The sequence below is a fragment of the Pseudomonadota bacterium genome, assembly GCA_034660915.1.
GTDB lineage: Bacteria > Desulfobacterota > Anaeroferrophillalia > Anaeroferrophillales > Anaeroferrophillaceae > DQWO01.
Genome location: JAYEKE010000110.1, coordinates 1 through 13189 on the forward strand (window position 1 = coordinate 1; position 13189 = coordinate 13189).

General features: G+C 49.6%; 10 protein-coding genes. 5 read left to right on the forward strand and 5 right to left on the reverse strand.

Translation table 11 applies throughout. From position 1 onward, the window contains the following. Positions 1–178: 178 nt before the first annotated feature. The 4 genes from U9P07_06985 to U9P07_07000 all read right to left on the reverse strand — a co-directional run bounded on the left by U9P07_06985 (position 179) and on the right by U9P07_07000 (position 5015). Positions 179–1231 carry a branched-chain amino acid ABC transporter permease gene (locus tag U9P07_06985; protein MEA2109147.1) on the reverse strand — a complete coding sequence of 351 codons (1053 nt, stop codon included), beginning with the start codon at positions 1229–1231 and terminating at the stop codon, positions 179–181. Between the two features lie 83 nt (positions 1232–1314). After that, complete coding sequence (locus U9P07_06990) at positions 1315–2199, reverse strand: branched-chain amino acid ABC transporter permease (protein ID MEA2109148.1); 885 nt, start codon at positions 2197–2199, stop codon at positions 1315–1317. Beyond that, on the reverse strand, positions 2200–4110 hold the full coding sequence (locus U9P07_06995; GenBank protein ID MEA2109149.1) for a long-chain fatty acid--CoA ligase: 1911 nt from the start codon (positions 4108–4110) through the stop codon (positions 2200–2202). Between the two features lie 104 nt (positions 4111–4214). Beyond that, positions 4215–5015, reverse strand: coding sequence for an ABC transporter ATP-binding protein (locus tag U9P07_07000; protein MEA2109150.1), 801 nt, complete (start codon positions 5013–5015; stop codon positions 4215–4217). Between the two features lie 391 nt (positions 5016–5406). Between U9P07_07000 and U9P07_07005 the strand changes: the two genes are divergently transcribed. From U9P07_07005 to U9P07_07015, 3 genes are all read left to right on the forward strand, one after another. Then, on the forward strand, positions 5407–5808 hold the full coding sequence (locus U9P07_07005; GenBank protein ID MEA2109151.1) for a MerR family transcriptional regulator: 402 nt from the start codon (positions 5407–5409) through the stop codon (positions 5806–5808). Continuing rightward, entirely contained in the window at positions 5805–7043 is a 1239-nt protein-coding gene (locus tag U9P07_07010; protein MEA2109152.1) for a Xaa-Pro peptidase family protein, read from the forward strand. The genes U9P07_07005 and U9P07_07010 overlap by 4 nt, the downstream gene beginning before the upstream one ends. A gap of 123 nt (positions 7044–7166) precedes the next feature. Next, positions 7167–8306: an ATP-binding protein gene (locus tag U9P07_07015; GenBank protein MEA2109153.1), complete on the forward strand. Its 1140-nt coding sequence runs from the start codon at positions 7167–7169 to the stop codon at positions 8304–8306. Between the two features lie 146 nt (positions 8307–8452). Here U9P07_07015 and U9P07_07020 read toward each other — a convergent pair whose 3' ends face one another. Continuing rightward, complete coding sequence (locus tag U9P07_07020) at positions 8453–9637, reverse strand: ATP-binding protein (GenBank protein MEA2109154.1); 1185 nt, start codon at positions 9635–9637, stop codon at positions 8453–8455. A 602-nt stretch (positions 9638–10239) separates the two neighbouring features. On the opposite strand from U9P07_07020, the gene U9P07_07025 reads away from it, so the two are divergent. Beyond that, a complete protein-coding gene (locus U9P07_07025) occupies positions 10240–11751 on the forward strand; it encodes a hypothetical protein (protein MEA2109155.1) in 1512 nt (503 codons plus the stop codon). A 229-nt stretch (positions 11752–11980) separates the two neighbouring features. Then, on the forward strand, positions 11981–13189 hold a 1209-nt coding region (locus U9P07_07030), incomplete at its 3' end, for an FG-GAP-like repeat-containing protein (protein MEA2109156.1).

A 13189-nucleotide genomic window follows, 5' to 3' on the forward strand; every position in this document is an offset into this window, starting at 1 on the left:
CTGTTTCTATGCGGGAAGTCAAGAATGTCCCCAATCCCGGCGACCCCACTTCCCACTACCTTTTACCTTTTACCTTTAGCCTTTTTCCTTTAGCCTTTTTCCTTTAGCCTTTTTCCTTTAGCCTTTTACCTTTAGCCTTTTTCCTTTAGCCTTTTACCTTTAGCCTTTTACCTTTCTTTTAATAAGAAAACGGCCACAGCTTCCAGTATGCCTTAATCATCTGCCAGCGATGGGCCAGGCCATCGGGCTCGTAGACTAGGAAACCAATGATAATCGCCCCGAATACAACCTGTTTAAGGGCGGCAAAAATATTGACGATCATGGGAAATTGACCAGACAGCACCTCACTGAGAAAACGCAGAACCTCCGGCAGCAGAACCATGAAGATGGCCCCGAAAATAGCGCCGATCACATGGCCGAGGCCGCCGATAATAATCATGGCCAGGTATTCAATCGATACCCCGATGGTAAAATGTTCCGGGGTAATAATGGTAACATAATGAGCCCAGAGACATCCGGCAACTCCAGCCAGAAAGGAACTGATACCAAAGGCCATCAGCTTATACTTGAACAGGTTGACCCCCATGACTTCAGCCGAAATATAACGGTCGCGAATAGCGATAAAAGCCCGTCCCGGCCTGGTTCTGACAATATTCTTGGCATACAGGGTGGCCAGAACAGCCACGGACGCCGTCAGATAAAAATATTTCAGGTCCGTATCGAAGCTGAAACCAAAAATCGAGGGAGGATCAATCATCATCCCCAGGACCCCGTTGGTAATAAATTCCATATGCACCATCAGGTATTCGATGATGAACTGGGCCGCCAGGGTGGCAATGGCCAGATAAAGCCCTTTGAGCCGCAGCGAGGGGATACCGAAAATCATCCCGAAAAGGGCGGTTATAAGGCCGGCACAGGGCAGAGCCACAATGAAGGGAAACCCCAGCTTCATGGTCAGGTAGCCGGAGGCATAGGCACCGATACCGATAAACGCCCCATGTCCCAGGGATATCTGGCCGGTAAACCCGGTTAAGATACTAATTCCCATGGCCCCGATGATCGCGATGCAGATCAGGTTCCCCACATAGAGGGTATAATTCCCCAAAAGCAACGGGATCGCGTACAGGGCAATAATAAAAGCAATAATCCAGAATTTGGAAAAAGTGGTCTGAAAAAGGACCATGTCCTCTTTGTAAGTGGTCTTATAATCTCCACAAATATGGGCACTCATAACATTCTTACCTTAAATCATAATTAACAGTAAAAACAAGTTTTATTATTTTTGTCGGCTTAATAAAAGATTTCACCGGCTGATTACACTTTCTCAATCTCTTCGGTGCCAAAAAATCCATACGGCTTGATCATCAGGATAATCACCAGGACCACGAAGGGAGCCACCTCGGCAGTTCCACCACCAATAATAGGATCAATATAGCCCCCGGTCAGCGCCTCAAGCACGCCGATGATCAGACCACCAAGAATTGCTCCGGGAATACTGTCAAGTCCGCCGAGAATAACCGCTGGAAAAACCTTGAGGCCAAAAAATCCCAGGGAGATATTGACCCCGTTGATATTACCCAAAAAGACTCCACCGACCCCGGCCACCAGAAAAGCAATACACCAGGCCATGGCAAAAACCTTTTTGACGCTGATGCCCATGGAAAGTGCCGCCTGCTGGTCGTCAGCCACCGCCCGCATAGCGATGCCGGAGGGAGAAAAACGGAAAAACAGGGTAAACAACAGCAGAAAAAGAAAGGCAAAACCGACGCTCCAGAGATAGACCTGGGAAACAACCACCGGGCCAATATGCAAGGGAACCTGGGAAAAAATCTGCGGGTAAACCCGGTTGTTGGGTCCCCAAAACACCTGAACCGCACCTTTCAAGACGCTTGACAAACCAATGGTCAGCATAATGATGGAAATAATCGGCTCACCGATCATCGGTCGCAAAGCGACTTTCTCGATGATCAAACCCAACACCACCGTCACCGCCATGGTCAGGAAAAAGGCAATCCAGAAGGGAATGTGCAAGGTGGTCACCATCCCCAGGCAGATGTAAGCCCCCACCATCAGGAACTCGCCCTGAGCAAAGTTAATAACCCCGGTGGCCTTGTAAATCAAGACAAAACCCAAGGCAACCAAGGCATAAATACTGCCGACCACGATGCCACTGACAACCAGTTGCAGAAAAAATTCCATCTATTTACCGCCTCCCCCGGAAAACTCCTTGACTTTCAGCTTGATTTTCAGGATTTTCACCGTTCCATCCTGATATTTAATCGGAGTTTCAATGGGAATTATTTTATTCCCTTCATACATCCCTTCAATAATCTCACTGTACTTCTGATCAACAAAGCGCCGCCGCACCTTCCTGGTCCGGGTCAGCTCGTCATCATCAGCATCCAACTCCTTGTAAAGCAGCACAAATTTCTCAATGTGGGCAGACTCAGGCAGGCTTTTATTCACCTTGACCACTTCTTTTTCGATCATTTCATACACCGGATCCTGAGAGGCAAGATCCGTATAGGTGGTATAAGCCAGCCGGTTGTTTTCCGCCCATTTGCCGACAATGGGAAAATCAATGCAGATCATGGCGATAATATAGTCCCGCTCATGGCCAATGGCCACCGCTTCCTTGATATAAGGACTGAATTTGAGTTTGTTTTCAATAAACTGGGGTGAAAATTTGGTCCCATCCCGCAGGGTCATGACATCCTTCACCCGGTCGATAACCACCAGGTGCCCCTTATCACTAAAGTAACCGGCATCACCTGAGTGGAGCCAGCCATCAACAATGGTTTCTTCGGTTGCCTCCTTGTTTTCATAATACCCCAGGAAGAGAGAAGGACTGCGGGAAATGATCTCCCCTTCCTCGGTAATCTTGATTTCAGTTTCCGGAATCGGCACGCCAACTGAATCAAAATCCACATCCCCATCACGATGGATACAGGAAATCCCGGAGATCTCGGTCTGGCCGTAAATCTGCTTCAGATTCACTCCCAAAGCATGGAAAAAACGGAAAGTGTCCGGCCCCAGGGCGGCGCCACCGGTGGAAGCACTGCGAATATTGCTGAAACCAAGCCGGTCCTTAAGCGCCCGGAAAACCAGCCAGTAGGCCAGCTTGTATTTGACCTTATCCATCAGCGTCGGGGTTTTCTTCTCAAATTTCAAATCAGCCCAATGGTAACCAATAGGCAGGCACTTGTTGAAAAAAAAGCGCTTCATCGGCGAGGCATCCATGATTCGGACCTGGACGCTGGCAGCCATATTCTCCCACACCCGGGGCGGGGAAAACATGACGTGGGGACCAATCTCACGAATATTTTCCTGGGCTGTCTCCGGTTTTTCAGGAAAATTCACCGTAAAACCGAAAAGCAGGGCACTGGAAATACCCATCATTTGTTCGCCGATCCAGGGCAGAGGCAGAAAAGAAACAAAATCGTCCGATTCATATTTCGGATCAACCTCGCCCAGATTTTTTGCCATGCTCAAAAGATTCTTATGGCTGAGCATGGAAAGTTTAGGGTTGCCGGTGGTTCCCGAGGTGGTACAGATAGAAGCCACATCGTCCTCTTTGATCGCCGCAACCTGCTCATCAAAATAACCGGGATGCTCCTGTTCGAATTTCCGCCCCATTTCCTCCACATCCGGGAAGAAAAGCAGCGAGGGATCGTCATAACTGTACATGCCCTTATCATCATGATAGATGACCTTCTCCACCGAGGGCAGGTCCTCGCGCATATCAAAGATCTTGTCCACCTGCTCCTGATCTTCCGCCACCACCAGCCTGGCCTTTGCCAGATCAATGATGTAGGAAACTTCCTTGAGGATGGAATCCTGATAGATGCCGATGGGAATCGCTCCCAGACACTGGGAGGCCAGCTCGGCATAAATCCATTCAGGCCGGTTGTCGCCGATAATGGCAACTTTATCATCTTTTTTGATTCCCAACGCCGCCAGCCCCAGGGCAAAGTACTTCACATGGTCAAAATACTCCTGCCAGGTAAAGCTCAGCCAGATGCCATAATCCTTTTCCCGCATGGCATGCCGGGAATGACCGTATTTTTTGGCGTTACGGATCAGTAATTTCGGAAGGGTTTTGTCCGTCATAATCTTTTACCTTACACCTTAAACCTTTATCCTTGAGCCTTGAACCTTTATCCTTTATCCTTTAGCCTTGAACCTTTAGCCTTTAGCCTTTAGCCTTTAGCCTTTTACCTCTTATACAAATCAACATCCTCATCACCCAGGTAAGCCTTTACCACCAGCGGATCCTGCTGCACTTCTTCGGGGGTTCCCGTAGCCAGCAGCTCACCAAAATCAAGGACGGACACCCGGTCGGAGATATCCATTACCACTCCCATATCATGTTCAATCAGGAAAACGGTTATCTTGCGCTCCTGGTTGATATCAAGGATAAAACGGGCCATATCCTCGGTTTCTTCCAGGTTCATCCCCGCCATCGGTTCATCAATAATCAGCAGGTCCGGTTCGAGGGCCAGGGCCCGGCCCAATTCCAGTCGCTTCTGCAAGCCGTAGGGCAACATGGCCACCTGGGTTTTCCGGATGTGCTCAATCTCCAGAAAATCAATAATTTCTTCGACCACTTTCCGGTGGGCCAGTTCTTCACGCTGGGCCTTGCCGAAAAAGAGACCGCCGCTGAGCAAGCCGGTTTTCATCAATATATGCCGGCCCAGCATCAGGTTATCGAGCACCGTCATTCCCTTGAAAAGCTCGATATTCTGAAAGGTTCGGGCGATTCCCAGGGCGGTTATTTTGTGAGGGGCCATAGTAGTTATGTCCTGCCCCTTGAAATAAATTTTTCCCCGCTGGGGATGATACAACCCACTGATGGAATTAAACAAACTGGATTTACCGGCACCATTGGGGCCGATAATCGAAAATATTTCCCCTTTTTGCACCTCAATACTGACCCCCAGCAGGGCGTTCACCCCGCCGAAGCTCAGGGATACATTATCGATTTTCAACAAAGGTTCATTCTGCGCAGTAGCCATTCTTTCCCTCTAACTGGTTTCCATCCTTAGATTCAGCATAAAACATTTTTATATCAACGAAGGCCCAAATATAACATATAATTTTCTTTGTCAACTAAAATCAGCTAACGTAAGCTGGCAAATGAGAAAAAAATAAAAATTATTTTTTGCCGACATCAGTCGGACACTGATCCTGGCAATAGATAGTTAAATGCCCATAACTATTGAATTATAACGGAAAAAATTAACCGCTCACTTTTTACCACCCAGCGACAATCAAACTCTCATCTTAGCGCTTTTGTTCCCTGAAAAAGGTTGACATTCTGAGCTCTTAGCGCTAAAGGAAACTGAAATTAAAGTGTAACATGGTTTTTTCATCATATAAAATTTTGCTGCTAGAGCGAGAACAGCAATGACTGAAGCCAAGAGCAAAAATGCCCCTCCCCTCAAAGCTTATCGCATCGGAGAGATGGGCAAGATGCTGGATATGAGCTCCCGGACCATCCGTTATTATGAGGAAATCGGCCTGCTCAATACGGTCAAAAGGATGGAGGGCGGCCGGCGCATCTATACGGATAACGATCTGCGTCGCCTGCGGTTTATCAAAAAACTCAAACTCCTGGGCCTGTCGCTGAATGACATGGCCGAACTGGAGCGGATATACTCCATTCACCGGTCCAACAAGAAGGTCCTGCCCCGGGTGGTGGAACTCCTCCATCGCCACAGCACCGAGATTGATACCCGGCTCAAGGAACTGAGCAAGCTGAAAAATGAAATCGAGTCCTACATCAACCGCATCGAAGAAAAACTGTGACCCCTCCTGACCAGCAAACCGCCGCGTCTCTGCAGAAATTCAACGAATTTTATGCTTTAGTACCGGCAGCGGAAATTTCCTCAAGAATTACCGCCCTGCAGAAAAGCCTGATTGAACCTGGCTTTGGCGGCTGTCTGCTGCTGCAGAATACCGATATTTTCTATTTTGCCGGGACGATGCAAAGTGGTGTCCTGTTTATCCCCGCCCGGGGGGAGCCGGTTTTCTGGATCCGTCGCAGCCTCGAGCGGGCCCGGACCGAATCCCCGCTGAACGATATCCGGCCTTTGGAGACGATTGACAAAACCTGCCGGGAAATCAAGGACCGGCTGCCGGCGGGAACATCCTTAGGCCTGGAACTTGACGTCCTGCCGACCCGGATATTTCAGCGCTATGTTAATGAGCTTGCTCAAATTCAACTGAGCGATATCAGCCCGCTCATCCGCAGCCTGCGGGCTTTGAAAAGCGACTATGAACTGGAATGCATCAAAAAAGCCTGCCGGATTGCCAGTGAAGTCTTTGCCGTCGCCAAAACCCTGATCAGGCCGGGGACCACCGAGATCGAGCTGCAGGCGGAGCTGGAATACCAGGCCAGAATCCGGGGACATCTGGGCATCGCCCGCATGCACGGCTGGAATAATGAACTTTTTTTCGGCCACGTGATTTCCGGCGCTGCCGCCGCCACTCGCGGCTATATGGACGCACCAACCAACGGCATCGGCCTCAGCCCGGCCTTTCCCCAGGGAGCAACCATTAACCCTCTGGAGCCGGGCATCCCGGTCAGCATTGACTTCATGATCAATCATAATGGCTACCTCAGTGACGCGACCCGGATGTTCTGTCTCGGAAAACCGGATAAAAAACTGGCCCGGGCCCACCAGGAGTTGCTGGAACTCAATCGCCGGCTGCTGGCGGCCATAAAACCGGGAGTGAAGGCTGAATCCATCTTTGAGACGGCCATGGACCTGGCAGATAAAATGGGCTACGGCGATAATTTTCTCGGTAGCGGCTGCGACCGGGTTTCTTTTGTCGGCCATGGGGTCGGCCTTGAAGTGGACGAATTCCCCTTTCTGGCCCGGGGCAGCCAGCAGATACTGGAACCGGGGATGGTCTTTGCCCTCGAACCAAAATTCATCTTCCCCGGCCTCGGGGTGGCCACCATTGAAAATACCTATCTTTTAACCGCTGACGGCGTTAAACAGCTGACCGGGGATGAGGAAAATATTATCAAGGTATAAGAGACCAGTATTTGAGCAATTTTTGAAGCTGCCTTGAAAAATCACTTGACGGGTAACGATTTTAAACGTATAGTTTTATCTGTATCGTAAAAAACTCACGAGTTTTTAAGGATGTCAATAAAAATGCCCGCATACATGGAACGTTATATCGCCCCCTTTGTGAAACAGGACATAAGCCGAAAAATGGTTTTTATCGGTGGTCCCAGGCAAAGCGGTAAAACAACTCTGGCTAAACACCTGATTGATTTTTCCCTCCACGAGCAGAAAGGCCGTTACCTGAACTGGGATGACGCGAAAGACCGGGAAAATATTTTAAGAGAGCGTTTCCCGGCAGGCCCTGGCTGCCTGGTCCTGGATGAAATACATAAATATAATCGTTGGCGCCAGGTTTTGAAAGGTCTTTTTGATAAACGAGGTTATGAGCTGCAGATTCTGGTGACCGGCAGCGCCAGGTTGGATTATTACCGTCGCGGTGGTGATTCACTCCAGGGTCGCTATTATTTTTACCGCCTGTTCCCCCTGACCCTTGCCGAGCTTCATAGTCCCACCCCCGATACCGTCATGGATCTTCTCAGTTACGGTGGTTTTCCGGAGCCCTACCTGCTGGCATCTGAAAAGGAGGCAAAGAGGTGGAGTCGTGATTACCGTACCCGGCTGATCAGGGAAGATCTGCGGGATCTGGAACGGGTCCAGGATATCAGCAGCATCGAAAAACTGGCTTTGCGTTTACCGGAACTTGTGGGCTCTCCACTATCTCTTAACGGGTTGCGCGAGGATCTGCAGGTATCCCACCAGTCGGTCTCCCGCTGGTTGACCATGCTGGAAAATCTTTATATGCTGTTTCGCATCCCCCCCTTCGGGGCTCCCAAAATCAGGGCGGTAAAAAAAGAAGCCAAGCATTATCATTGGGATTGGACCCTGGTGAAAGCGGGGGGGAAACGGTTTGAAAACCTGGTGGCCTGTCACCTGATGAAGTGGTGTTGTTTTCTTCAGGATACTGAAGGCAGGGAGATGGAACTGCGTTTTTTCAGGGATATTGACAAAAGAGAGGTGGACTTTGTGTTGATGGAAGACAATCGGCCCATCCATTTCATCGAGTGTAAAACAGCCGATAAAAGTGGGAGTCGAGCCCTCAAATATCTCAAAAAGAGATTTCCGCGGGTAAGTGCTACCCAGGTTTTATTAACGGGTGAAGCAGACATTGTAGATAAAAATGGAATCAGAAGCTGTCCGGCCCATCTTTTTCTCAATGAGTTTGTCTGAAGAAAGACGTGGGTTGAAACCTGAGCACCATTTCCTTTCCAGGCATAAGGCGCTAATTCTCTTCCCTGACGGATAGTTATGTATACTGTCCCCAGAACTCCTAAATCGGAAGCAGAATTCTTCCGGAGAAGAGGTTGTGAAGAAAATCAGTTCCCTGCGCATCGGCTTTTCATATTCCACTTGATTTTCGCGAAATTCCTGTGCCAGGGGATAACCTTTTGATGGCCAAGGTCAATTTCTTTTTCTCCACCATAGATACAGATGCCGTCGTTTTTACCCTGGAGTTTGTTGAGCCAGTTTATATTCTTGAAACAGTCCCTGCTGAACGTCATACTGCTCTTTATCTCTATGAGATCAAGATCTATTCCATTGTCGATTACCAGGTCCACCTCATGGCCGTGCTGGTCACGCCAGAAATAAAGCGGCGCCTCTCTGCCCTGATTGGTGAAACTTTTGAGATATTCGGAAATAATCCAGTTTTCGAAGATTGCGCCTCTTAACGGATGTATCTTGAGTTGATCAACCTGGTTTATCCTGAGCAAATAGCATAGAAGCCCGGTATCGTAAAAATATATCTTGGGGGCCTTGGTTATCCGTTTGCTGAAGTTTTTAAAATGGGGTTGCAGAATAAAACAGATATAGCTTGTCTCAAGGGCGCTCAACCACTTTTGCACAGTGGGGTGGGTTATTCCGGCATCGCCGGCAAGCGAGCTGTAATTTACAAGTTGTCCGGTTCTCCCGGCTGTAAGCCTTAAAAAATTGTCGAAAGACCTGAGGTTTTCTATATTGATTATGTTTCTAATATCCTTTTCAACATAAGTAGCCAGATAATCGCCAAGCCATTCCGTCGGATCGAGTTGTTCATGGAATATCCTTGGATAGCTGCCGTAAAAGAGGGTGTTGTCGATATCGTTGAACCTGACCTCGGCGGGAAACTCGTTTCGGGCGAATGGCAGTATCTCGATTATGCGGGTCCTGCCGGCAAGACTTTGAGATATCTTTTCTGATATTTTCAGGTTGTTGGAGCCGGTAAGGACAAACCGGCGTTTGTCTTCCCCGTCGTCTATGATCTCCTGCAAGTAGGAAACGATTTCCGGCACTTTTTGAATCTCGTCGAGAATTGCCGACGACGTTATGCCGCCAAGGAAATGTCGCGGGTCGTAGAGGGCCGCGTCCCGAATATCGGGATTTTCAAAGTTATAGTAAGCAAAACCTTTGAAAAATTTTCTGGCCAGGGTGGTCTTTCCCGACTGACGCGGACCGATCAGGGTAATACATCTGTACTTCGTGGAGATTGATGACAGGTACTTTTCAACATTGCGTTTATACATGGCACGTAATCCCAATTTTTCGAGGAAAATTTCTGTCGCGGGGGTTGAATGCATGGTTTTTATGGACTATAAAGGATAAACAAAACATTGTCAATTGTAAATTGGCAATCAAATCTACAATAATTTTCTGGTAGAACTGGGGCGTCATGGCCATAACCAAACATATCTGAATATATCATCGTCAATATTATTTCATCGCCATGAAGGATTGAAGGACATGAAGTTCAGCTAGAGATTCTTCAAGCTCTTCATGCTTCATGGTAAAAAAATATTTTGATCCATATAAAAAACATAAAGATAACATTAGATTTTTCTAAAAAAGTGGTTGACAAAACAAATTCAAGCTGTTATCAGCCAAAATACTGTTATATTGCCTGTCGTTATAATTGTCTTCATATGGAGATGAATTATTATTTAAAGCTTTGACAGGCAATAACCGAGAGAGTTATTCAACAAGTTAAATTTATAAATGAAGGGAGGTGGGAAGAGAGGAGCAGTACCTTGCCAGCCTTTAAGGAGGGGGTGGTGAGAAAATTATTTCACCTTGAAATGATTTGTCAGTAACTATTTTACATTAATGAATAAGCAAAAGGAGTAAACTTATGAAAAAAAGCATGATGGCACTACTGATTTGCGTGGTGTTTATTTTTGCCACCGCCGCGGCATCCTTTGCCGCCATGGGTGAAGGCTCGGTCAGCACCAGCAAAGGCGTTGACATTACCCTGTTCGGCAGCAACCGGATAATTCCCTCTTACTATCGGAATTTCGACTTTGATGATGACTCCAAAGACGCCGCGATCCTTACCGAGGGTGGCTTCGGCGCCGGCTTCTTCGTCCGCAATGAATTTCGCATGGGCTGGAAGGGCGTCGGCCAGGACGGCAAATGGGGCTTCAAATTCATCCTTGAAGACGATATCCATATGTCCAAGGCCAACACCGACCGCAATACGTACGGTCATGAAGGCTTGGGAGGATCCGATTATGGTTCCGAGTTCAGCGTCGAGCGCTCCAATTTCTGGTACAAATTCGGTCCGGTCAAATTCTCGGTCGGCTGGGATGTTAAATTTCTCGACATCAAGACCGGTGGTCTGGTCTATGGCGATGACCATCCCTTCATGGCCCTAACCGGCGGCAACAAGACCCTCAACTGGGATCTCACCATGATGCTCGTCAACGATACCGATGACCTCCACGACGCCGGCGTCATCACCGGCAACGCGCCCAACGATTACGACTGGTATGTCTACTACGGCAAACTGAACTACACCTTCTGCGCCGGTGATAACGCCAAGTTTACCGTCAGCCCCTTCATCGCCTTCAGCGACATGGGTTCCGCGGCATGCAAAGACGGCGTTGATTCCGATGCCTGGTATTCCGGTTTGGAAGGGCACGGCAACATCGGCATCTTCAAGCCTTCCTTTGAAATCGCCTACGCCGGCGGTGAAATGAATGATGCTTATGACCACTACGGCCCCAATGAAGACGATGTGGACATCGACGCCTGGGCCGCTTTTGCTGGTTTAACTCTGGCCCTGAGCCAGGAATTCAACCCTTATGTCACCTGCACCTGGCAGCAGGGTGACGATGATCCCCTCGATGATGACGCTGAAGGTTTTGTCGGCATTACCAACATCGCCCGCTACACCCCCTACGGCATGGATGGCTCGATCCTTTACGAGCATTTCGGCGGCGGTGCCGGCTTTGGCGCACCACTGTACGCCCTCTCCACCGAGCGCTCCACCAAAGGCTACAACTATGGCGGTATCGGTGGTGCTGGTTCCGGTAATAACCCCGGGCTGCTCTTCTTAGCCGCCGGTGCCAAGGGTAAGATCCAAAAAGCCAGCTACAACATCCGGGTCTGCTATCTCGAGTATGACGAGGAAGACTCCCTGCTCGAAGCCAACGGGCTGTCCGGAAGTATCGACGACGAGATCGGCTGGACCATCGACGGCCAGTTGAAATATTCGTTCTCGCCAAACTTCTACACCAGCCTGACCGCCAGCTACTTCGTCGTTGGTGACGGCATCGAGGATTTCAATGAAGCCATGTACGGCCCCGACTATGATGATGAGGACGCCATCCTGACGGCTTTGGAACTGGGTTGGAAATGGTAAGCTGATTCAATCTTTACTGTTCTTGTACTGAAAACCCGGCCCTTTTGGGGGCCGGGTTTTTTGCTTGCATTTTCGCCCCGCTTTCCTTACTATGCGACACTCATTTTGCAGAATTGTCGTACCTTTATTTTACCACAGAGGCACAGAGGTCTCAGAGGAAAGAACAATGCAAGCGCCCTTCTCTGTGCCCTCCGTGTCTCTGTGGTGGATATCTTTTTGGAGATCATTCATGCCAGCATCCACCCGGAACATAAACCGGCAACGTTTCACCGTCACACTCTTTTTTGTTTTACTTTTCTTCATTGCTTTTCCCTTAACCGCTGCTGCCGGCAGCTGGCAGCAGCTGATCAGCCAGGCCGGGTCCCGGCTGGCGTCGGGTAACAGCCAGGCCGGTCGGGTAACCATGGTCCAGGGCGAGACGGTAATCATGGAAATCGTCGCCCCCCAGCTGACGGTCGGCTCGGTGGTTGCAGTTAAGAATAACGCCCTGCCCGGCGTTCCCCTGCCCCTGCAGGACGATGCCGCTCTTATCCGCATTACTCAAAGACTGGGCAGTCAGAGTCGCGGCGTCATCATTGACGGCAGCGGTAATATCCCCCGGGGAGCACCGTTGTTTCCCTATTCCTACAATCGCCTTTACATCTATACCAATTTAGCCAACCCCCAGCGCATACGTCCCTTTCTTGATCTGGTTGCCGATTTGCAACGAGTCCGGATTCCCTACGCGCTGAAATCATCCCGGGAACTGCGCTACGGCGTTGAAACCGGCATCCGGCCCCTGCTCATCCGCCTGGAAGGCCGGGGCAACCAGGTGGTCGGCCGGCTGACGGATTTCTCCGAAGGCACCGTCCTTTTCAGCACTGCCTACAATCTCCCCTACCGGCTGCCACTGGCCGCACCCTTCGGCCTGCCGCTCCAGGGCGGTCTGGCGGCCGGAAATCAGCATCCCTCGTCAGCAGGACGGAGTACATCTTTCACCCGGGCCGCCCGGGTTTCCGGCGCCGGGATGACCGGCAAGATTGAGCTTAAAGGCCCCTATAACCGCCTGGTTTTTGCCGACCTGAACGGCAACGGTCGGGATGAACTGGTAATGTTGAATACTAACTGGGTGGAGGCTTTCCGGATTGACGGGGATCAGCTCAAACCTGTTGCCCGCTACCGGCTGCCCCGTAAAGATTTTATTCTTTTAAGCCTTCATTTCGGGGATTTCAACCATAACGGCAAGGATGAGATTTATGTCACCCTGGGCCTGCCGGTGACCGTTGATGAAAAACCGGACACCAAGCTGGCATCCCTGGTAGTGGAATTCAGCAATCAGAAGTTTATCCTCCTGGGCAAAGACTACCCCTGGTATTTCCGGGTGATGGAAACCAGGAAGGGAAAAAGGGTGCTGCTGGCCCAGGAAATAGATGATTACAAGCAGTATAAACTGCCCATC